This is a genomic window from Microbulbifer sp. TB1203, from assembly GCF_030997045.1.
GTDB lineage: Bacteria > Pseudomonadota > Gammaproteobacteria > Pseudomonadales > Cellvibrionaceae > Microbulbifer.
This window is the reverse complement of the sequence record NZ_CP116899.1, coordinates 797944-818817: the sequence shown is the minus strand read 5'-3', so window position 1 is coordinate 818817 and position 20874 is coordinate 797944. Positions and strand designations below refer to the sequence as shown.

Below are 20874 nucleotides of genomic sequence, written 5' to 3'. Positions count from 1 at the left end.
CGACAATTCCTGCAGGCTCCCAATCGAGGGGAACCTGCGCTGCATATGGCATGCCACTCCCACCACTACTGGCCCGATGTGACCCTGGAAGCGGTGCAGCAATACTGGCGCGACGCGGCGGCCCTGGCCGACAACAAATGGGGGCCTCTCTTCGAAGAGAAAATTCCCGCATGGCAGCAGGCCGTCGCCCGCGTCCTCGCGCTGCCGGCACCGGAACGTATCGCCATTGCCCCCAACACCCACGAGTTGGTGTACCGCCTGCTCAGCGCCTTCGACCTGCGCCAACCGCTGCGCATTCTCACCACGGACGGCGAATTCTACAGCTTTGCCCGCCAGCTGCAGCGGCTGGAAGAGGAACCCAATGTCCGGGTCACCCGCATTCCCAAGGAGCCCTACGCCACCCTGGCGCAGCGCTTCGAGGAGGAACTGCACGGCGGCGACTATCAACTGGCCTACGCCAGCCAGGTATTTTTCGACTCTGGCGTGGTATTCCCGCAGCTGTTGGAGATCGCCGCGCGCAAACCCGAACGGACCGAGTTCGCAATCGACGGTTATCACGCCTTCTTCGCCCGCCCCACAGATCTCGCCGCAGTGGCCGACAAGGTGTTCTATACCGCCGGCTCCTACAAATACCTGGGCGCCGGCGAGGGGCTCTGTTTCATGAGCATTCCCGCCAATTGTAGCCTGCGCCCGCTCAACACCGGCTGGTTTGCCGAACTGGCAGAACTGGAGAACCGCGCGGAGCGCGTGGCCTACGCGGACAACTGGCTGCGCTTTGCCGGCGCCACCATGGACTACTCCACCCTGTACAAGGGCCTGGCGATATTCCAGCTGTTCGAACGCGACGGCGTTACCGTGGAAAAGATCCACCGCTATGTACTCGCTGCCCAGCGACGCTTTCTCGATACCATGGACAGCGCCGGACACCCGCTGTTGAACCGGGAAAATTTGATCCACCACGACCTGGAAAATGGCCACGGCCATTTCTTTACCTTCGACTGCGGCGACAGCGGGCGCTCGGAACAACTGCAGCAAGAGCTGTTGTCCCGCGGCGTACTCTGCGACCGGCGCAAACAGTTGCTGCGCCTGGGCTTCGCCATCTACCATCCGGAAGGGGAAACTTACCGGCGGGTATTTGTCTCTTGAATAAAGCACCGGACGCACAATCACTGTATATTCGCCTACGGAAAATTTTGCGATATTCACTCCCGGTTAAGGGTTCGTATGGAAAATCGCATCTCACCTGATCAAAAGGAAATCCTTATGAAGTTAAACACTCTGTTGATCGCAATTTTCACTCTGCTTGTCTCAACCGCTGCTGTCGCGGCCGAGAATTTCGATATCGGCAAGGATGGCATACTGCTGTCCGTCTCCTCCCGCGCGGAAGCCAGCCGCGTGCCGGACGTGGCCAATATTTCTGCCGGCGTGGTGACCGAAGACGTGGACAGCGAGAAGGCGCTGCGTAAAAACGCCGAAGAGATGGAGAAACTAATGGCCGCGATTAAAAAGGCCGGTATTGCCGACAAGGATGTGCAAACCAGCGGCATCAACCTCTCACCGCGCTACCAGTATCACCAGAACAGAAAGCCCGAGATCACCGGCTACCAGGCCAGCAATACGGTCAATATCAAGGTGCGCGATATAGATCGCCTGGGCAAGGTACTGGACGCCATGGCCGCCGAAGGCGCCAATCAGATTCACGGCCCCAGCTTCGAAATCGGCGAGCCGGAGCCGGTGTATGACGAGGCCCGCCGCAAGGCGCTCAAGCAGGCCCAGGCCCGTGCCGAGACTTACGCCGATGCTCTCGGGATGAAGGTGCGCCGCATCCTGAGCATTTCCGAAAACGGCAGCGACGGCCCGCCCCGCCCGATGATGCGTATGGAAATGGCCACCGCCAAAGCCGACACCACCACGCCGGTAGCGCCGGGGGAAACCACACTGGCAGTGAATCTGGATCTGATGTTTGAACTGGGAAAATAAATTCAGTGACCGGTGAACGATGATCAATGCGCGGCCGACGGGGTCACGGACAATTGGTCATTGTTCATCGATGATTGATTCTTGAATATCCGCCCGTCTTTCATCACAAACCGCACCCGCTGCAGCTCGGTGATGTCCTCTAGCGGATTGCCGGCAACGGCGATGATGTCCGCCCTCTTGCCCTCGCTGATGCTACCCAACTCGTCCTCGGCCTTGAGCAACTGGGCCGCGTTCCAGGTGGCGCTGCGGATGGCATCGGCGGGGGACATGCCACCCTGCACCATCAGTGCGAATTCCTGCGCGTTGTCGCCGTGGCGGCTCACGCCGGAATCGGTGCCGAAGGCGATCTTCACCCCGCGCCTGTGCGCCTCGGCAAAGGTTCCCTGGATCAGGGGGCCGATTCTCGCCGCCTTAGGGCGCACCAGGTCCGGAAAGAAACCTTCGATGGCGGCTTTTTTGGCCACCCAGTCCCCCGCCAGCAGGGTGGGCACATACCAGGTGTTGTGGCGTTTCATCAGGTCCATGGTTTCCTCGTCCATGTAGGTGCCGTGCTCGATGGAATCCACACCGGCGCGGATCGCCCGCTCCATGCCCTCTTTACCGTGCGCGTGCACCGCCACGGTAAAGCCGTAATCCCTGGCGGTGGCCACGATCGCCTCCAGTTCGTCATCCATAAACTGGGGGTTCTGGCCGCTCTTGGCCACGCTCAGCACGCCGCCGGTGGCGGTGATCTTGATCAGGTCGGCCCCGTCCTTGTAGCGTTGGCGCACCGCTTCGCGGGCACTGGCCGGGCCGTTTACCACCCCCTCCGCAGGGCCGGGGCTACCCATCAGGCTGTGGCGATAGCCGTTGGTCGGATCGGCGTGGCCGCCAGTGGTGGCGATGGATTTGCCCGCGGTAAAGATACGCGGCCCCTCGATGGTGCCCTTCTCGATGGCGTTGCGCAGGCTCACGGTCACATTGCCGCTGTCACCCAGGTCTCTCACTGTGGTGAAGCCGGCCCGGAGGGTGCGCCCGGCAGTGTCCACAGCGCGCAGAGTGTAGTCCGCCGCATTCCAGGTGAAAGTCTCCATATATGTGCGCGGACCGAACTCGAATGCCAGGTGTGTATGCATATCCACCAGGCCCGGCAACACCGTGTACTTCCGCAAGTCCACCAGTTTTTCGCGGTCGCGCTTGGCAAAGCCCTTCTGTACCGACGCGATGCGCCCGTTCTCCACGTGGATGGTGCGCTTTTCCAACAACTTGCCGCTCTCGCTGTCGAACAGCTGCCCCGCGTATATCGCCAGCGTCTCCGCCACAGCCTGGGTCGCGAAGAGTCCGGCACACAGGGCCAGCAGGATGCCGGCCGCACGCCCGCGAAGGTTTGTCGGATTGGTATTTGTTGTCATCGTCCCGCCTTCAGCGTCTACCTATAAACGATGCACAATCTAACCCATCTGCGGAGCTGAGAGAAAGCCTCAATGAAAATCTACGAACAGGTATTTCCGGAGTTCGGCGAGGAGAGCGGCAAAAAAGCCCTGAAGCTGAACAACCACTTGGCGGAGAATCGCTACCTGGTGTGAAATTATTTCCCGGTGGCGGATATCAGCATGGTGTGTTCACTGGATTTCGGCAAAGTGGCGGACCTGCGCCCGGGTGCGGAAGAGTACCTGAATCTGAAGCGCTGGCGCGACGAGGTGAATGAGCGGCCGAGCGCACGAGCTTGAGTGCTCGGCGACGCTGGATTCCGGCCTGCGCTGGAATGACGAATGGGCATAGGGACGAACTTTGTGTTCGTCCCTGGGCAATCGTTACTGCTCATCGATCACTATAACGGGACCGATATCCAGTGCCTCCACCTCTTTCCGGATCTTGTCCAGGTCTCCAACCACCACCCAGGTGAACTGGTCCGGGGCAAGGAATTCCCGGGCTGCCGCTTCCACCTGCGGCTGGGTAAGCGCCGCCACCCGCTGCGGGTATTCGGCGAGATACTCCGGCGGCAGACCCTTTTCCACCTGCCAGGAGATACCGGAGAGCAGCTGCCCCTTAGTCTGGTAGCGGGCGCTCTGCTTGAGTACTTCGTCATCGCGATAGTCCGCCAGCTCGTTCTCGCGCACCGGCTGGTCACCCAGGAAATCGCGATACTCCTTGAGCAGTTCCCGCATTGCCGGAGCGGTCTTGTCGGTCTGTACCGGAGCGAAAAGGATGTAGGGCCGCTGACCCACGGTATCCAGGGACACCGCACGGGCGCCGTAGGACCAGTTTTTGTCCTCGCGCAGATTCATATTCACCCGCGAGGTGAACTTGCCGGCGATAATATCGGCCATGGCGTCGAAGGCCTCGGCACCTTCGGGCCGCCAGGGGGGCATCACCAAGCCGGCCATTATGTAGCTCTGCTGGGCCCCCGGGCGGTCCAGCAGGTAAACCCTTGCCTTTTGCGGCCGTTCCACAGCCGAGATATTCACTTCAGGTAGTGATTCGCCCGGTGCATTCCAACCGGAGAAGGCGTTATTGAGCATGGGCTCGAGTTCCTTCCGGGTCACGTCCCCCACTACGGTCAGAGTGGCGTTGTCCGGGCGCACCCAGGTTTCGTGAAATGCCGTCAGATCATCGCGGTCGATGGCCTTAACCCCTTCCTCAGTGCCGGAGCCGGTCAACGGCGAGCCGTAGGGATGCTGCTCGCCGAACAGCAGCGGCGGCAGCGTGCGCATGGCCAGCCCCTGGGGCTGCGCCTTTTCCTGGGCAATGGCGTCGAGGCGGTTGGACTTCACCCGGGCCAGGTCCTCCTCGGCAAAGAGCGGCTTGGTGACCACGTCCGCCAGCAAGTCCAGGGAGGGCTCCAGTTGGCTCTTTAGCGCGGAGAGGGTGATGCTGTTGTAATCCAGCCCGCTGCCGGCGGAAATATTCGCACCCAGTTCTTCTTCCCGGGCGCTGAACTGCAGGCTGTCGTAATCACCGGCGCCCTCGCTCAGCATGCGCGCGGTGATGGAAGCCAGCCCCGGTTTATCGCTGTCCACCGCGGCGCCGCTGCGGAACTGGAGGTTCATGAACACGGCCGGGGTGTCGTGGCGCTCCGCCAGCACCACTTTGAGGCCGTTGTCGAGAGTGAACGCCTGTTGTTGCGGAAGCTCCAGCTCCACGGTTTTGTCCACCGCCGGCAGTTTGGAGCGATCCACGTCCTGCGAGGTGCTCGAGTACTCCGGCTTGGGCTTGATGATCAGCGTGTAGTTGTCGGCTTTCAGCCAGCGATTGGCGACCTCCTGCACTTCGGCGGCCGAGACCTCGGCATATTTTTGCAATCCGTCGATCAGGGCACCGGGATCGCCGTAATAGAATTCCGAGCGAGCCAGAATATCGCTCTTGCCGCCAAAGCCACCGTTTTTTTCCAGGCCTTTGACCAGTTCGGCAAATTCACTCTGTTTGATACGACGCAGCTCCTCGACGTCCACCCCCTGTTGCGCGAACGCCCGCAGTTCCTCATTCAGCAGTTTCTCGACCTTTTCCAGCGGCTGCCCGGGTTTTACGTCCACGACCACGATCAGTTGGCCCGCGAGCTGCCGCCCGTAATAAAAGGCGCTCACATTGGTGGCCACCTGTTCGTCGCGCACCAGGCGGCGGTAGAGCAGTGAATTCTTGCGGTTGGCCAGCAGGGAGGCGAGCAGGTCCAGGGCATCCTCCTCCTTGCTGCCGATGGCCGGTACATTCCACACTTTGTAGATACGGGTCTGCGGCACCTGGTCGAACAGGATTTCGCGCTTGTTGGGCTGCGCGGGCAGCTCCCAGTTTTTCAACCGCGGCGGCACCGAGGTGCTGGGAATTGCGCCGAAATACTGCCGCGCCTTGGCCATGGCCTGATCCACGGTGATATCGCCAGCGATCACCAGGATGGCATTGGCGGGCTGGTAATAGTCGGCGAACCACTGTTTCACATCTTCCAGGCTGGCCTGGTCCAGGTCCTCCATGGAGCCGATAGGAGTCCATGAATAGGGGTGGAAGGGTGGAAAGGTACTCTCGGCGATGGTATCGAAGGCCTTGCCGTAGGGGGCGTTCTCCCCCTGGCGCTTTTCGTTTTTCACCACCCCGCGCTGTTCGTCGAGCTTTTCCTGGCTGATGGCGCCGCTGAAGTGTCCCATGCGGTCGGACTCCATCCACAGCGCCATATCCAGCGCCCCTACCGGCACAGTTTCGAAATAGTTGGTACGGTCGTTATCGGTGGTGCCATTCATATCGGTGGCACCGGAACGCTGGAAGGGCTCGAAATATTCTCCGGGAAAATTTTCCGAGCCGTTGAACATCAGGTGTTCGAACAAATGCGCAAAACCGGTCTTGCCCGGCTGTTCGTCCTTGGACCCCACCTTGTACCAGATATTGACCGCCACCACCGGCACCTTGTGGTCCTCATGCACAATCACCGTCAGGCCGTTGTCGAGGGTCTCCTTGTGGAAAGGAATCTCTAGCTTGGGCGGCTCAATATAAGCGGCGTTATCGGCCGCCGCCGCCTTGCTGCTGGCCGCGGCCTCCCGATCCACGGTCAGGGCGCGTGGGGGCTCATCGCGCTCCCCGCAGGCGCCGAGCGCCAGGACGACAATAATCAAGGTGGGGAAAAGTCTGGGCATATCGCTTATCTGTCTCGCTGTGTTCTCGGTCTTCAAATTCGATCCGGTGGCGCCGGGCAGAGAAGCACCAGTCGGAATGAAAGCACTATAGACCCATTTCGGGCCCTTTTGGTTTCCGGCGGGCGCTCAGCGACATTGGGCAGCGGGTCAATGGGACGCCAGTGCGAGGCACACCGGCACTGTGCCCCGCGACTGCGTTTGAGGATCGGCGCCTCAGGCGAACAGGAAGGTGAAGGGTTCCGCCGGCACAAACCGGTCGTTGACCTCGCCCACCAGACCTTCGGCGGAAAGATCGACCCGACTGCAACGGCTCATATCGAGCTGATCCACGCGAACCCAGATAATATCCGGGCTGAACGAGGACTCGAACGCGTAAACCAGGCCGGTAAGGTCGGCGAGTGTGCGCCAGATGGTGGTGGAGATATACGGCCGCTGAGGGTCGGCAACGCCAAACGACTGGGCCGCATTGCACATTACGCTGAGCAGCGCGGCATAGGCCCGCCTGCGGCTCTCCGCCGGGGGCAGCCTGGCGAGATAATAACTGGCGCGCACAAACCGGTCCGCCGCTTCCGTGGTGCCCGGCAACCTCTCCCTGCCGCCGAAGCCCTCGTACCTGCGCAGATGATCCAGCTGCTGGTCAAAGGGAGGGGAATTGGTCATCACCCTGTAGGCGCGATCGTGGTGAACCCGCGGCGCGCCGTCGATGTACTCGACGATAGCGGAATCGCCGGTGGCATCGTCCAGAGCCAGGTGCACGGTTCCCCAGCGGCCGGACACCGGTTCCGCCTGGGGCCGCACCTGGAACGGGTGTTCGGCCATATAGGGGACACACTCGGTCACGGTGGCGAAGCGATCCAGGAAAAGCTGCGCCCACATGGACATGGACAGCGCGGGCAGGGAGGCATCCCGCGGTCCGTAATCCGACTCGGCCAGCCATAGAATATGCGCAGCCAGACCCCTCTCGTTGATCCCGTCCGCGGTGGCCAGATCATAGGCTGTGGCCACCAGGCTGCCGTAGTCCGCGCGCCAGGTTAGCGGATTGGAATCGCCATCGATACCGGTGCGTTCGATCTCCCGGGGCAGTACCCAGAGGTTGGTGCCCAGGCTCCGCTCCCAGTCCATGTTGCGCCCCACGATGACACCCTGCCCACTGTCGAGCCACAGAGCCCGCGTACACATAGGGTTTTCCCTCTAGTGGGTGTCCGGGACCTGGCCCCGGCTGGAACACACGGCTCGTCAGCCGCACTTCCCTGTGCCGCTCCAGTCATTCCTAATCATCGTCATCCATGTCTTGGTGTTTCTCTTCCCAGCGCTTTTTCTTCTCGGCTTTCATGGCCTCGAACTTGGCTTTCTGTTCCTCGTTGAGAACTTTTTCAAAGCCTTTGAAGTGTTTGTCTATCAGCTGCATCTTGGCAACCTGCACCTTGCCCAGCTGTGCACCCAGATTATCCAGGGTGCCCTGGTCCGCACCGGACTTTATGGCCTCCTTGACCTGTTTGTACAGGGCCCGGTTCTGTTCCTTGAGAGCCTTGCGCTCCGCCTTCATGGCATCGCGCAGGGCCTTCAGCTCATCCTTCTGCTCTTTTTTCAGGTCGAGCTTTTCCTCCCACTCTTCCATGTGTTCATGTATACGCTCGAAGTGGTCATGTGCCAGCACTTGCATTGGTACCGCTGTTACCAAAGCTGCCAGAGCCATACCGCCAATCGTCGATTTCCAGAGATTCATCGTTCACCTCACAGTGACCCTTGGAATGTCCCGCATACTCTAGAGTCGGCAGTGGCAAAGCCCAAGGGAATCCGCAGGTGATTTGTCGCAGGGGGCGCTGGAAATATTAAGCCGGGATATCTATTTGGAATAGATCTATTTGCGTGGGAGAAAAGCGGCTATTGGCAAGGGCCAAGATCTTGTCCGAACGAAAAAAATGGGCGCCGAAGCGCCCAATAAATGTCTCTACAGAGAGAGAAGCTATACAACGAAAATCGCCGGCAAACCCGGCTCAAATTCGCCCAGTCAAAATTCAGGCAGCTTCCGTGTCAGTTTTTTTTACTGCGTCCTCGTGTCCGAAACGCTCCTCCGCCACCCGGTCTGCCACATGGGCGGTGGTCTCGCCGCTCTCTTCGGCGCGCTGGAAGACCTCCTGCAGAGTGGTGCCGATGGTCTCGATATGCTCCTGCACCTGCGCCGGGTCGTAACTGCCCTGCTGCTGAAAGTAGACATCGATGATGCCGCCGGCGTTGATCACATAGTCCGGGGCGTAGAGCACGCCCCTGTCGCGCAGCACTTCCGCGTGGCGCTCCTCCGCCAGCTGATTGTTGGCGGCGCCGGCGATGGCACCCACCTTCAGGCGGGCGATGGTGTCATCGTTGAGCACCGCACCCAGGGCGCAGGGGGCAAAGAGGTCCGCGTCCAGGTCGAAGATCTCGTCGGCGCCCACCGCGGTGGCACCCAGCTCATCGACTGCGCGATCGATATTGTCCTGGAAGATATCGGTGATATAGAGTTCGGCCCCCGCCTCTTTCAGCAGTCGGGCCAGGCGGAAACCCACATTGCCCACGCCCTGAAGGGACACTTTGAGGCCGTTCAGATCGGTGCGGCCCCAGCGGTGCTCCGCCGCCGCCTTCAGACCTACGAACACGCCGTAGGCGGTGGAGGGGGAAGGATCGCCGCCGTGCTCGGAACCGTGAACCACGCCGGATACATAGCGGGAACGCTCGCCGATAATCTCCATATCCGCCACACTGGTGCCGGAATCCTCCGCGGTGATGTAGCGCCCGCCCAGGGTATTGATAAAATCCCCCATGGCGCGCAGCAGTTCCGGGGTCTTGTCCTTGCGCGGATCGCCTATAATCACTGACTTGCCGCCGCCCAGCTTCAGGCCCGCCATGGCGGACTTGTAGGTCATGCCGCGGGACAGGCGCAACACGTCGTTCAGCGCCTCGCCGTCGTCGGCGTAGGGCCACATGCGGCAGCCGCCCAGTGAGGGTCCCAGGTTGGTGTTGTGCACCGCGATAATCGCCTTCAGTCCGCTTTTGGCGTCCTGATAGAAAGCCACTTGTTCGTGCTTGTCGTAGGCGGAATGGGAAAAAATACTCATTAACTGTTCCTCTCCGGAGGCCGGTTCTACAGCTGGGGAACAACCACAGCCTTTCTGCTTATATCGGAAGTAAGATTATATCCACCATTCGGATAGCGGCTTTGCAAACTTTGCGCAGGAAGCCGGCAGGACGATTAAAATATAACGCCATAGGCAAAATTTTAGGATAAAGGGTCACATGGAAACATCGAAGCCCTTGCAGTCATCGACTGAACTTGTTGCTGCCATAGAAACTGGCCCGGTAACCTGCTTCTGGTAGAATCCGCGCCCAAATTGACCCATGGACCACCCCGATGCTCGACGCCGACGCCCTCAAACAGCTCTCCCAACTGAAATCCAATATCCGCTCCAGCAAGGAGTTTGCCGAGGGCCGGGTGCGCGGCAGCAACGGCAAATTCGGCTTTGTGGTACTGGACGACGGCCGCGAGGCCTTCCTGCCGCCGCCGGAAATGGAGCGGGTTTTCCCCGGCGACCGGGTGCGCATCAGCCTCAGCGACGAAGGCAAAGGCAAGCTCTCCGCGGAACTGGACGCCCTGCTGGAATCCGACCTCAAGTACCTGGTGGGCGAGTACGTCCAGCGCGGCCAGGGCCACTTCGTGCAGCCCAGCCAGAACGGCCTCAGCCGCTGGATCTTCCTGCCGCCCAAGGCCCGCGGCAAAGCGCAGCCCGGCGAGTTTATCGCCTGCGCCGTCAACCGCCATCCGTTCAAGGATGGCAAGGCCCAGGCGCGGGTGGAAAGCGTGATCGGCAAGCCGGACATGCCCGGCATCGAGCACGCCTTCGTGGTCGCCCAGCACCAATTGCCGGAGCGGTTCAGTGGCGCGGCGCTGAAACAGGCGGAGGAAATCAAAGGCAATCTGGAGACCCTCACCGCAGAACGCGGGGACCTGTCGGATATCGGCTTCGCCACCATCGATGCGGAGTCCACTCTGGATATGGACGACGCCCTCGCAGTCACCGAGCGGGACGGCGGCTGGACCCTGCATATCGCCGTGGCCGATCCCTCCAGCCTGATCGAGGCCGGCAGCCCCCTGGACAGGGAAGCCTTCAAGCGAGCCCACAGCCAGTACCTGCCCGGTGAAACCCTGCCCATGCTGCCCCCGGACCTGTGCGAAAACCTCTTCTCCCTGGTGGAGGGCGAACTGCGCCCGGCGCTGGTACTGCATATCGATATCGACAGCGACGGCGCCCTCGGCGAGAGCCGCTACGAGTTCGCCGCCATCCGCTCCCGGCACAAACTGAGCTACGACCAGGTCAGCCGGTTTATCGGGGGCGACGACAGCGCGGCGCCGGAGGCGCAACACCAGAGCCTACGCAGCCTGGCCGCAATGGGCGAGGCGCGGGCGGCCTACCGCGCGGGCCACTCGCTGATGATGGAGGATCGCCCCGACTACGAAATCCTGCTCAACGATCAGCGCAAGATCGAGCGCATCGAAAAGCGCGAGCGCAACGTCGCCCAGCGCATGGTGGAGGAAGCCATGCTCGCCGCCAATATCTGCATGGGCCGCGAACTCGCCACCCTGGGCCGGGGCTGCTTCTCCGTGCACCTGGGCTTCCGCGACGAGCGCATGGGCGAAGTAAAGAGCCTGCTGAAGGAACCCTTGCCGGAATACGCGGAGAAGGACCTGCACAAGCTGGAAAACTACCTGGCGCTGGTGAAACACCTGGAGGCACATCAGGAACCGGCGATGCAGAACCTGCTCGCGGTCCTCAAGCGCATGCTGCGCCCCGGTCAGCTCAGCAACAGCGCCGCGCCGCATCTGGGCCTGGGCCTGGAGGCCTACGCCACCGTCACCTCGCCGATCCGCAAATACAACGACCTGCACAACCACCGCATACTGCGGGCCGCCGCCGAAGACCGCCAACCCGAAACCCTGAGCGACGAGCAGATCGAGGCCCTGCAACAGAGCCTGGTCAACGGCCGCCAGGCCAACCGCGCTCTCGAACAGTGGCTCTACAGCCAGTTTATGCAGAACAAGGTCGGCCAGACCTTCAGCGGCAGGATCACCCTGGTCAACGGCGCCGGCCTCGGCGTGCGCCTGGACGACAACGGCATCGACGGCTTCGTGCGCCTGAACAACAACAAGAAGAACCTGCCGGAATTCGACGGCAAACACCTGATCCTCTCCCACAACGAAAAGACCTACCAGTTGGAGCAGCCGGTCACCGTGAAAGTCACCGCCGTGGACGTCGACAAACGCCGCATCGCCCTGGCCCTGACAGAAGCCGAACAACCCGAATAGCCCCCCGGGAACGCGGAGCTCCAGCTCCGCAAAAGCGCCGCAGGCGCTTCTCCCTCCCATTCATGGGAGAGGGGTCAATGCCAGAACCTCTATTCGTCGTTCCGGCGCAGGCCGGAACCCAGATACCTCCTGGGCTTCCGACCAACACTGACGCCGCGGCAAAACCGCACGCCCAGTGACAAACCAATTCCAAAAGAACCACTTGAGGCCCCGATGAGCAATATCGCCGAACTCAACCCCAACCCCCTCTGGCAACACTTCGCCAGACTCTGCCAAATCCCCCGCCCCTCCAAACACGAACAAAGGGTGGTGGAATATATCGTCGACTTCGCCAAAAACCGCGGTCTCGACGTCCAACTGGACGAGATCGGCAACGTCATCATCAAGAAGCCGGCCACCCCCGGCATGGAAGACCGCAAAACCCTCGCCCTGCAAAGCCACGTGGATATGGTCCCGCAGAAAAACGCCGACACCGACCACGACTTCCTTAAAGACCCAATCCGCCCCACTATCGACGGCGAATGGGTCACCGCCGAAGGCACCACCCTGGGCGCCGACAACGGCATCGGCGTGGCCGCCATCCTCGCGCTGATGGAATCCACCGACATCCCCCACGGCCCCCTGGAAGCCCTGCTCACCATCGACGAAGAAGCCGGCATGACCGGCGCCAAGAACCTGCAACCCGGATTCTTTGAAGCGGAGCTGCTGCTCAACCTGGACACCGAGGACGAGGGCGAACTCTATGTGGGCTGCGCCGGCGGCGTGGACATCAATGCACAACTACCCTATTCCGCCGAACCGGTGCCCGCGGACCACCAGGCATTCAAACTGAGCGTGCGCGGCTTGAGAGGCGGCCACTCCGGCCTGGATATCGACAAGGGCCGCGGCAACGCCAACAAAATCGCCAACCGCCTTATCGACACCGCCCAACGCGAGATTCCCGAACTGCGCATCGCCGCCCTCGACGGCGGCAGCCTGCGCAACGCCATCCCCCGGGAATCTTTCAGCACCATCACCGTGCCGGCGGATCTGGGGGTCAAACTGCAGAGAACCATCGCCAGTGAATGCCACGCAATCATTCGCGAACTGGACAACGAAGCCAAACTGGAAATTGCCCTGGAGGCCACCGAGGCCCCAGCCAGCGTGATGGACCAGGCCAGCCAACAGAAGCTGATCCGCGCAATCCGCTGCTGCCCCAACGGCGTCGAGCGCATGAGCACCGCACTGGAAGGCATCGCCGACACCTCCAACAACCTGGCCCGCGTGGTAACTCAGGAAGCTGAAGGCAAGAGCCAAGTCCGCATCCAGTGCCTGGTACGCAGCCTCTCCGACAGCGCCCGCGACCAGCACGGCCTCAACGTCGCCGCCGCCTTCGAACTCGCCGACGCCCGCACCTCCCTGGACAACGCCTACCCCGGCTGGACACCCAATATGCAGTCCCCGCTGCTGGCGCTGATGAAAGACGTCTACAAGGAAATGACCGGCGTAGAACCGGAAGTAAAAGTCATCCACGCAGGCCTGGAATGCGGCCTGCTGGCCAAGCCCTATCCTCATTGGGATATGGTTTCCTTCGGGCCGACTATCCGCCGGGCGCATTCGCCGGAGGAGCGGGTGCATATTGAGAGTGTGGGGAAGTTTTGGGAGTATTTTTTGAAGGTGGTGGAGGCGATACCCAAAGCGCAGTAGCTCCAATTCAGGCCCGGGCCCAGTTTGGTTCGGGCCTGATCCCGGCCCTTTCAATTTCTACAAAAACAAGTACGATCGTACCAGCCAATCCTCTAATCTTGCCACCAAGCCGTATTCAGTTGCCACAGGCTCTTGTTCACCCCAACAAATCTCATAAGTCATTGATTTTTATAAGGCCCGACCTACACAAATGAGCCAGAGTTCCTTCCTGCTTAAATAACCACAGGCTCGTGTTCACAGTGGAGAACCCAGTCGGATATGCTTCAAGCGGCTGATATTTATGGATTTTTTTATTAGGGCTGGGTACCCTTGTCCGACAACAAGAGCCAGGGAGATAAGGAGCCTATGGCTCGTAAATAAAACTGTTAGCACTCAATCGAGCATGGAGATATTGAGTTGAGAAAACCAAGATTATTTATAGCTTCATCTGTTGAGAGCTTATCGGTTGCTGAGGCTGTGAATGTAAATTTGGACCATGAATTTGAAGTCACCTTATGGAAAAATGGTACATTCAAGCTTTCATCATCAGCTATTGATGATCTCGTAGAGAAGTCATCGTTTGTAGATTTTGCACTCTTCATTTTTGCTCCAGACGATATAACCACGATAAGAAGTAGAAGTGAGCATGTTGTAAGAGATAACGTGATATTTGAAATGGGTTTATTTGTTGGAGCAATTGGTAAATCTCGCTCATTCATATTAAAGCCCCGCAATATAGAAATGCACCTTCCAACTGATTTACTGGGCGTAACTCCTGCTGATTACAATGCTAGTCGTTCAGACGGAGATTTGGTATCAGCAACTAATCGTGCTTGCTCATTGATAAAAGCAGAGGTTGAACGGTTAGGCCTAATAAATCATGAAAGCCTCTCAGAATCTAAAAAAATCATTGCTAACCCATCGAGCTACGAACTTAAAGAGCAGGACTATAAATTTTTGGCAGCTTGCCTGCAAAGTCATACTACAGATCCCGTGGGTTTACCGTTTCACAGAATTGCATACAATTTTCGTGGCTCAAGTGAAGCAACTTTACAAATATCGTTAATAAAACTTGAAAGAATGGGTTATTTGAGTAAAACCATAGAAACCGATCATCAGGATGGCTACGATTTTTACGCTTACTCTATTACTGATATGGGGATCGATGTGCTGTTGCAGAATGAGGACGTTCTCCATCCAAAAGCGCCAGAACTTACGCGAGACTTCACAAGTGATGTGCCATTCTAGTGCTAACGAGGCGCTGCAGGGCCACGGCTCACTTTGTGCACTTTATTGCGCGGTCGCTGCGCTCCCATTTTCGCGCAATAAAGCGCCCAAAATAAGCCGCGCCTGAGCGCGGCGTTAGCAAATACAAATGGAAAAACCGTATCACCTTTTTGTCTCTTACGCGTCGGAAGATGAGGCGTACGTAAGTCAGTTAGCGAAGTCGTTGAAATATCTAGGGCTCCGGGTCTGGTTCGCACCGTTGAGTCTGAAAATCGGCGATAAGTTGCTTGATTCCATCAATGCCGGATTGGTGGCATCTGAATATGGCCTAGTCGTTTTGTCGTCGTTTTACATTGAGAAATCCTGGACTAAGTATGAATTGGATGTACTGCATAGGCAGCATATAGAACAAGACAAGAGGCTTTTCCCACTTTGGCATGGTGTAGAAAAGAATCAACTGGATGCATGGAATCCTGGCTTGTCTGGAATTGTGGCGTTAAAAAGCACTGAAAGTGCGCCGTCTATTTCCGAAAAAATAGCTGAAGTCGTTTACCAAAGCTGCCCGCTTCGAGGAATAACTCCGTCTTATGAAAACCCACAATGGCGTTTTCTCCAGGGGCGCGGTGAACTGTTTGCAAATAACGAAGACGGTGGCACTTTCAATTTATTCGAGGCGGCGGAGTTTCCCGATAAATATTTTCCGTTGTATATCCATGATCGGACTTACACCAAAAAACAAATTGTGCTTGAAGTGGCGAAGGCGCTCTACTACCGAAGCCATGACGAATTGCGCTTATCACGTGAGCGAGAGGCTAGAATGAAAGCGCTTTGTAAAGAGCATGGTTATGATCTTGAGGCACCGGGTTTTGATCCAGCTATTTGTTGCTAACAAGGCCGTAAACTCGGACGCATTTTTCGTTCGCTGCCTCACTGCAAATTCGCCAGTTACGGCCGGCGTTATGTTTCTTCGAACCGTTTTCAGAGATAAATTAAGGAGAAAAAATTGAAATATCTGATTCGATCGAGCTTGATAATATCACTTATTCTATTCACAGGCTGTGCTGCAAATAAACAAAAATTGTCAGCCGACTTACAAAAAGAGCTTGATGAGCCGCTGTACTGTGAAGGTGAAGATCAATGTAAAGAAATGTGGGAGCGCGCTACATTCTTCGTCAACGCGAATGCTGGGTTTAAAATCCAGATCCATAATGACACCATAATACAAACATACAATCCTACAAATTCATCTCCTCGGCTGGCTTTCAGCATTACAAGAGAACCGTTAGGTGGTGGCAAGTACCAAATATGGACCAAAGTTTGGTGCGCTAATATGTTTGGTTGTCAGCCAAACCAATTTGAAGCTACTGCGAGGGCAAAGCGCTACGTCCGAACTGGTAGAAAATAAAGCATAACAATCACAACCACGTTTGCCCCTGCGGGGCCGGACCTCCGCGCTGCTCGCTCCGGCCCGTGTTGTGGGCGTTATAACTGGAGTCATCTAACATCATGGATATAAAAAAATTCGTAAGAGACACACTTATTCAAATATCTTCTGGCGTAAAAGAAGCTCAAGACGCTGTCAGAGAGAATGGTGGCTTTGTAAATCCTGCAGCTAGAGTTGCGGCAAAAGGTGATTCAAACTCACACCTGGTAACCATTGATAATGGCCAAGGCGTCTTTTTCGTAGATTTTGATGTTGCGGTAACTGTCACCGATGAAACATCAAATGAAGGTGAGGCAAAATTGAAAATTGCTTCTATATTTTCTGCCGGCGGGGGAGTGACCAATGCATCTGAAGCATCATCTACCAGCCGTATCAGCTTCAAAGTTCCTCTAGCACTTCCGGTAGATGAAGTTTCTCAGTCAAAAATGCTTCAAAAAGAGGAGCAGTCGAGAGCAAGAGTGAATCAATCGCTAAGGACCTCCGGGAATTGTCTAGGGTAATCAGTTATAAGGCAGTACGCTCCGGCGCTGCGCGCCTCCGCCGGACGGCCTACGCAATGCGCTTCGGCCGCCGCTGCTGGCAACATTACGTTGCAAGGTGAGCTATGAAGCTAGCATCAAGATTTATGCCTCCATACAAGCCAAAGAAGATGAATAAAATAGGCTTATTTGGGTTTCTAGTTGTAGTGGTAGCTATTGTAATTTATCAGCCAATTTATCTTGCGGCGATTTTAGGGGTTGCCCTACTGATAGTAGTTTGGAGTAAGTTTGAGCAGCCAAAAATTGATAGGTATTTTCAATCTCTAGGTAAAGAAAGAATTGGAATTTCAATTTGTGAGTTTTCTAGAGAGTTTGATACTCGTTCCGTAGATACATGGGCAATTAGAGCAACGTATGAACAACTTCAGGCCGCACTTCCTACTACGCATAAAATTCCCATCAAAGCCTCTGACAACCTAATTGAAACACTAAAGCTCGATGAGGATGATCTTGATTTGGACTTGGTTGAGGAAATAGCCCAAAGAACTAGAAGAAGCTTGAAAAACTTTGAAGCTAATCCATATTATGGAAAAGTCACTACGGCAAAAAATTTGGTGCTGCTTTTCAACCATCAGCCGGTGGCAAGTGCAACGTAACGAATAAGGATAGGTCGCGCGCAGGGACGGCGTTATCTTTACGAATTGTTCTGGAGAAATCAAAAGGAAATTAAGTGTCAGAATTACTACAGCTTAAATGTCTATCTGATGTAAGGAAAATTATATCTGATATTGAAACATATCGAGCCAGACCTGTTATAGAAGGAAAACATCCGACTTTGTATGAAGAGCGAAAGGAAGGGAAGTACCGAACTGTGATGGGAATTAGAGCATGTGACTATCAATTTTGCCCAGATGAAAAATGGGTTCTTCCAAATCTAGAAATGGGACTATCTTTTTCTGCCACTTGGGACAATCTAAAATTTGTCTATGGTATGTTTAAAAAGCGCGCAAAGAAAAAGCCGGTCGATATACATTGGGTTTTATCTGAAGCGGACATACCGCCCGGCTTAGCGTTTATGCAAGATAAAGAAAATGATGGCCACTATTTTCTAGCCGTTACTGAACGTATGCTGGTTGAGCAGCTAGTTGAAAAGTTAAAATTTGTGGCATTCAGAATGTCTGTTATTAAAGACGGAGGGAGAGCGTTGTGATAGATTTTTCCAGATATCCACATGTAAAAGACCTTATCCTTCATTACGCTGAAGCAATGGCTAGAAAAGAGGTAAGTAGAATAATGGAATCAGGTATAACCTCAAGGGAAGACGCAGAACTATTTGCCAAATTTATTTGGGAAATGGTCGGCCAAATGAACGAAGATGAGGAAAAAGGTGTTGAGGTTCTTGGCAGCACAGACAATAGTGAAATGATCCCAGACATAAGCTACGAACTCACAAAATTAATGAAAAAGGAGGGGTATTATAATGTTTGGGAAAAAATATCAAATGAGGAAATATAGCTAAAAATCTGCTATACGGATATTTTTGATTAACGCTAAATCTGGTAAAGTCAGCTAACGACGTACTGCGACTGGTGCACGAAAATACACATGCTTGAGAGTAAGTATTAGCGTCACAAGGAAAATTGATGAATATCTTAATTGCTGAAGATACCCCAATTATTCAAAGAATATATCAAAGCCTGATGGAGAGTTGGGGCTTCAATTATGATATTGCAATCAATGGCCAAGAGGCTGTTGAATATGCAAAAAACAACAGTAAGAAATACGACCTCTGCTTAATGGATGTGGACATGCCGATCATGAATGGCATAGATGCAGCGAGAATTATAAGAAAAACGGTGGATTACTTCCCTATCATGGCACTAACAGCAAATGATATATACAAAAAGGCCTGCCTTGACGCAGGAGTGGATGATTTTTCTACAAAACCATGTATACCTGAAAATCTTTTATCCAAGATAGTTCGATTAACTGTAAAATACACAAAAGTCGATTTTAGCAACAAAGATCTACGTATTACCAAGGAGACACCAATGACCCCTCAACAAGCCGCTGTTTTAAAGCAGCTGAAAGAACAAAAGCTATCCATGATCAGCATTTTTGGCACCTCAACTGAAGCAACATTTGTTGTTAATGAGGCAGTCCCTAAATACATTGAGAATGAATTCACTGAGAGCAACAAACAATCAGTAAGATTTCTGGACCACAACCCTGACGGGAAAGGAATATGTTGCCTGTTTTCAAAAACATCAATGGTAGTAAAGAGCTTCATGCTTGATGAAGACTTTGAAATAGAAAATCAGCATGAGATAAAAAAATTAAATGAAATGACAGTTGACATTGGCGACTAAATATTGCGGAAAGTTTCTCCACTCTGCCATCTCAGTTACGGAGTATTATTTTTTGCAAAAGCAATCAAGGGAGATCAGTAAAATGACAGAAGTCTTAAAAAATATATTGATTACCGCTGGTGATATTTATCGTTACTTTGGAAATACGCCGATTAATCTTTGTAAAGCAGCATGAAACTAGAAATATCATCACAATATCTAATGCTTATAGTATCTGCTCTTAATGATGCCATAAAATATAATGAGAGATTCCTAGAAAGTGAAACTATTCGTGACACCTCTGATTATGAAGAGCATTTACTCTGCCTGGAGCTATGCCAATCATGGCTTGAGGATGAGTATAAAAAAATTGCCAAGGAAAATAGTGGCCTCATGCCATATGAAAAGGTGATTGGGAGAATATAGCCTGTTTGCCTTTGGTAGCAATCTGCAGCATATTTTCCAGGCTTTCATTGAAAAATTTTACGATATAAGGATATTGACACATGTGCGAAATAATAGATGCTTTGAAAAGCGCTGGGATCAATTACATTTTCCATTCCTCCCGAGTTACCAATATCGGAAAAATCGCTGATAGTGGTGTAATTATCAGTGCCGCCACATTGGGACGTATAACACCTGGTTCTCGCAAGGATATACGTAGCGGTGGCGGAGCCTATGTTTACTTTCGTTACGTGCAGAATGTATGTGCTACCAAGTTCAATAGCTTTGGAACCCGCTGCAGCTTGGACAACAACATTCATTTCGTGATGCCAGTTGAAAAACTAGCGGACTACAATTGGTTCATCAGCTCTATTGATCTGAATGGAAAACTACCTAAAGGAGTTGGCAGCGGTGTGATTGACATGCCATCAGATAAAAAAATTGGGGTTATTAACTCTATTCAAAATTACCCCAATGATAAAAATGGGGAGATGGGAATTCATGATTGCGTGCAACTTTGTGATTTTTCGCACATTGTCCTTTCGGCTAAAAACTACAGAAAATACAAGAAGGACTATCTTTCTCTTATATCCAGCGCAAACGATATGAAAAAGTGCGCTGGAGAAACATCCCGCCTGAAGGTGGTTATTGGCTCTAACTCAGAGATATCCAGCGTGCGATTGGCCAACTCCTCGGGAATCATACAATGATGCTCAAATATTTGAACAACAGCTGAACCAGATTACCGATCGACACTAGATCTGTAGCGACCTGGATTTAAACCAAAAATGGGGCAGATCAATCTTTTGCGCTGTAACAGCAGCCAAAACCCTGCCCCGTTATTTGTTTAAGCAGATCTTCGAATCCCTGCCACTTCCATCTCGGCGTTAGCTTTACGCGCCGCCGCAGCCATCTCCTTACTCACAATCGTCTTACCAATCGGCCACAGGGCAATACCGGCCAGCTTCAGGTGCTGGATACCGAATGGAATCCCGATAATGGTGATAAAGCAGCACAGCGCACTGCACAGGTGCCCAATCGCCAGCCACAGGCCGCCGAATATAAACCAGATAATATTGCCGAGTACACCGAGTCCGCTGGTACCTATATCCTCCTGGTTCGACAACTCCTCACGGCTGATCGCTTCGCGGCCGAACGGCAGGAAGGTGAATTGCCCTATCACAAAGCAGGCCCTGGCCCAGGGAATGCCGACGATGGTGATTGCGGCGATTATCCCGGCCAGCCACCACATCAACCCCATAAACACACCGCCCAGGATAAACCATAAAAAGTTGCCAATAGCGCGCATATATTTCTCCCTTTTCCCTCTCATTCTCCAGTCAATGTTTCA

Annotated in this window: 21 protein-coding genes; 15 read left to right on the top strand and 6 right to left on the bottom strand. The window is 54.8% G+C overall.

Annotation, left to right across the window (positions count from 1 at the left end; all coding sequences use genetic code 11):
- Positions 1 to 45 precede the first annotated feature (45 nt).
- Positions 46 to 1146: an aminotransferase class V-fold PLP-dependent enzyme gene (locus PP263_RS03510; RefSeq protein WP_308366992.1), complete on the top strand. Its 1101-nt coding sequence runs from the start codon at positions 46 to 48 to the stop codon at positions 1144 to 1146.
- A gap of 117 nt (positions 1147 to 1263) precedes the next feature.
- Complete coding sequence (locus PP263_RS03505) at positions 1264 to 1980, top strand: SIMPL domain-containing protein (RefSeq protein ID WP_308366991.1); 717 nt, start codon at positions 1264 to 1266, stop codon at positions 1978 to 1980.
- A 23-nt stretch (positions 1981 to 2003) separates the two neighbouring features.
- On the opposite strand, the gene PP263_RS03500 is transcribed toward PP263_RS03505, so the two are convergent.
- A complete protein-coding gene (locus tag PP263_RS03500) occupies positions 2004 to 3371 on the bottom strand; it encodes an amidohydrolase family protein (RefSeq protein ID WP_308366990.1) in 1368 nt (455 codons plus the stop codon).
- 186 nt (positions 3372 to 3557) lie between these two features.
- On the opposite strand from PP263_RS03500, the gene PP263_RS03495 reads away from it, so the two are divergent.
- On the top strand, positions 3558 to 3689 hold the full coding sequence (locus PP263_RS03495) for a glutathione binding-like protein (RefSeq protein WP_308366989.1): 132 nt from the start codon (positions 3558 to 3560) through the stop codon (positions 3687 to 3689).
- An 84-nt stretch (positions 3690 to 3773) separates the two neighbouring features.
- Here PP263_RS03495 and PP263_RS03490 read toward each other — a convergent pair whose 3' ends face one another.
- The 4 genes from PP263_RS03490 to PP263_RS03475 all read right to left on the bottom strand — a co-directional run bounded on the left by PP263_RS03490 (position 3774) and on the right by PP263_RS03475 (position 9673).
- On the bottom strand, positions 3774 to 6578 hold the full coding sequence (locus tag PP263_RS03490; RefSeq protein ID WP_308366988.1) for a pitrilysin family protein: 2805 nt from the start codon (positions 6576 to 6578) through the stop codon (positions 3774 to 3776).
- Between the two features lie 213 nt (positions 6579 to 6791).
- Positions 6792 to 7757, bottom strand: coding sequence for a linear amide C-N hydrolase (locus PP263_RS03485; RefSeq protein WP_308366987.1), 966 nt, complete (start codon positions 7755 to 7757; stop codon positions 6792 to 6794).
- Between the two features lie 91 nt (positions 7758 to 7848).
- Entirely contained in the window at positions 7849 to 8241 is a 393-nt protein-coding gene (locus PP263_RS03480; protein ID WP_308366986.1) for a Spy/CpxP family protein refolding chaperone, read from the bottom strand.
- A 355-nt stretch (positions 8242 to 8596) separates the two neighbouring features.
- Complete coding sequence (locus tag PP263_RS03475; RefSeq protein WP_183457643.1) at positions 8597 to 9673, bottom strand: Glu/Leu/Phe/Val dehydrogenase; 1077 nt, start codon at positions 9671 to 9673, stop codon at positions 8597 to 8599.
- A gap of 293 nt (positions 9674 to 9966) precedes the next feature.
- Between PP263_RS03475 and PP263_RS03470 the strand changes: the two genes are divergently transcribed.
- The 12 genes from PP263_RS03470 (at position 9967) to PP263_RS03415 (ending at position 20233) form a co-directional block, all read left to right on the top strand.
- The gene (locus PP263_RS03470) at positions 9967 to 11916 is read left to right on the top strand and encodes a VacB/RNase II family 3'-5' exoribonuclease (RefSeq protein ID WP_308366985.1); all 1950 of its coding nucleotides are present in this window, start codon (positions 9967 to 9969) and stop codon (positions 11914 to 11916) included.
- Between the two features lie 213 nt (positions 11917 to 12129).
- Positions 12130 to 13602, top strand: coding sequence for an aminoacyl-histidine dipeptidase (locus PP263_RS03465; protein WP_308366984.1), 1473 nt, complete (start codon positions 12130 to 12132; stop codon positions 13600 to 13602).
- A gap of 396 nt (positions 13603 to 13998) precedes the next feature.
- Positions 13999 to 14829 carry a nucleotide-binding protein gene (locus PP263_RS03460; RefSeq protein WP_308366983.1) on the top strand — a complete coding sequence of 277 codons (831 nt, stop codon included), beginning with the start codon at positions 13999 to 14001 and terminating at the stop codon, positions 14827 to 14829.
- 127 nt (positions 14830 to 14956) lie between these two features.
- Complete coding sequence (locus tag PP263_RS03455) at positions 14957 to 15697, top strand: toll/interleukin-1 receptor domain-containing protein (RefSeq protein ID WP_308366982.1); 741 nt, start codon at positions 14957 to 14959, stop codon at positions 15695 to 15697.
- 114 nt (positions 15698 to 15811) lie between these two features.
- Entirely contained in the window at positions 15812 to 16213 is a 402-nt protein-coding gene (locus tag PP263_RS03450) for a hypothetical protein (RefSeq protein ID WP_308366981.1), read from the top strand.
- Between the two features lie 101 nt (positions 16214 to 16314).
- Positions 16315 to 16752, top strand: coding sequence for a hypothetical protein (locus PP263_RS03445; protein ID WP_308366980.1), 438 nt, complete (start codon positions 16315 to 16317; stop codon positions 16750 to 16752).
- Positions 16753 to 16856: 104 nt separating this feature from the next.
- Positions 16857 to 17387: a hypothetical protein gene (locus tag PP263_RS03440; protein ID WP_308366979.1), complete on the top strand. Its 531-nt coding sequence runs from the start codon at positions 16857 to 16859 to the stop codon at positions 17385 to 17387.
- A 74-nt stretch (positions 17388 to 17461) separates the two neighbouring features.
- Positions 17462 to 17941 carry a hypothetical protein gene (locus PP263_RS03435; protein WP_308366978.1) on the top strand — a complete coding sequence of 160 codons (480 nt, stop codon included), beginning with the start codon at positions 17462 to 17464 and terminating at the stop codon, positions 17939 to 17941.
- The gene (locus tag PP263_RS03430) at positions 17938 to 18246 is read left to right on the top strand and encodes a hypothetical protein (RefSeq protein ID WP_308366977.1); all 309 of its coding nucleotides are present in this window, start codon (positions 17938 to 17940) and stop codon (positions 18244 to 18246) included. Before PP263_RS03435 ends, PP263_RS03430 begins: the two co-directional genes overlap by 4 nt.
- Before the next feature lie 128 nt (positions 18247 to 18374).
- Positions 18375 to 19100: a response regulator gene (locus PP263_RS03425; RefSeq protein WP_308366976.1), complete on the top strand. Its 726-nt coding sequence runs from the start codon at positions 18375 to 18377 to the stop codon at positions 19098 to 19100.
- 171 nt (positions 19101 to 19271) lie between these two features.
- Positions 19272 to 19505 carry a hypothetical protein gene (locus PP263_RS03420; RefSeq protein WP_308366975.1) on the top strand — a complete coding sequence of 78 codons (234 nt, stop codon included), beginning with the start codon at positions 19272 to 19274 and terminating at the stop codon, positions 19503 to 19505.
- 80 nt (positions 19506 to 19585) lie between these two features.
- On the top strand, positions 19586 to 20233 hold the full coding sequence (locus PP263_RS03415) for a hypothetical protein (protein ID WP_308366974.1): 648 nt from the start codon (positions 19586 to 19588) through the stop codon (positions 20231 to 20233).
- A 137-nt stretch (positions 20234 to 20370) separates the two neighbouring features.
- On the opposite strand, the gene PP263_RS03410 is transcribed toward PP263_RS03415, so the two are convergent.
- On the bottom strand, positions 20371 to 20832 hold the full coding sequence (locus tag PP263_RS03410) for a YccF domain-containing protein (protein WP_308366973.1): 462 nt from the start codon (positions 20830 to 20832) through the stop codon (positions 20371 to 20373).
- Between the last annotated feature and the right edge of the window lie 42 nt (positions 20833 to 20874).

What these genes read in the sequence shown, in the direction of transcription:
- PP263_RS03510 (WP_308366992.1), top strand. Translation starts at nt 46, where the DNA reads ATGGCATGCCACTCCCACCACTACTGGCCCGATGTGACCCTGGAAGCG.
- PP263_RS03505 (WP_308366991.1), top strand. Translation starts at nt 1,264, where the DNA reads ATGAAGTTAAACACTCTGTTGATCGCAATTTTCACTCTGCTTGTCTCA.
- PP263_RS03500 (WP_308366990.1), bottom strand. Translation starts at nt 3,371, where the DNA reads ATGACAACAAATACCAATCCGACAAACCTTCGCGGGCGTGCGGCCGGC.
- PP263_RS03490 (WP_308366988.1), bottom strand. Translation starts at nt 6,578, where the DNA reads ATGCCCAGACTTTTCCCCACCTTGATTATTGTCGTCCTGGCGCTCGGC.
- PP263_RS03485 (WP_308366987.1), bottom strand. Translation starts at nt 7,757, where the DNA reads ATGTGTACGCGGGCTCTGTGGCTCGACAGTGGGCAGGGTGTCATCGTG.
- PP263_RS03480 (WP_308366986.1), bottom strand. Translation starts at nt 8,241, where the DNA reads ATGCAAGTGCTGGCACATGACCACTTCGAGCGTATACATGAACACATG.
- PP263_RS03475 (WP_183457643.1), bottom strand. Translation starts at nt 9,673, where the DNA reads ATGAGTATTTTTTCCCATTCCGCCTACGACAAGCACGAACAAGTGGCT.
- PP263_RS03470 (WP_308366985.1), top strand. Translation starts at nt 9,967, where the DNA reads ATGCTCGACGCCGACGCCCTCAAACAGCTCTCCCAACTGAAATCCAAT.
- PP263_RS03465 (WP_308366984.1), top strand. Translation starts at nt 12,130, where the DNA reads ATGAGCAATATCGCCGAACTCAACCCCAACCCCCTCTGGCAACACTTC.
- PP263_RS03455 (WP_308366982.1), top strand. Translation starts at nt 14,957, where the DNA reads ATGGAAAAACCGTATCACCTTTTTGTCTCTTACGCGTCGGAAGATGAG.
- PP263_RS03445 (WP_308366980.1), top strand. Translation starts at nt 16,315, where the DNA reads ATGGATATAAAAAAATTCGTAAGAGACACACTTATTCAAATATCTTCT.
- PP263_RS03440 (WP_308366979.1), top strand. Translation starts at nt 16,857, where the DNA reads ATGAAGCTAGCATCAAGATTTATGCCTCCATACAAGCCAAAGAAGATG.
- PP263_RS03425 (WP_308366976.1), top strand. Translation starts at nt 18,375, where the DNA reads ATGAATATCTTAATTGCTGAAGATACCCCAATTATTCAAAGAATATAT.
- PP263_RS03420 (WP_308366975.1), top strand. Translation starts at nt 19,272, where the DNA reads ATGAAACTAGAAATATCATCACAATATCTAATGCTTATAGTATCTGCT.
- PP263_RS03415 (WP_308366974.1), top strand. Translation starts at nt 19,586, where the DNA reads ATGTGCGAAATAATAGATGCTTTGAAAAGCGCTGGGATCAATTACATT.
- PP263_RS03410 (WP_308366973.1), bottom strand. Translation starts at nt 20,832, where the DNA reads ATGCGCGCTATTGGCAACTTTTTATGGTTTATCCTGGGCGGTGTGTTT.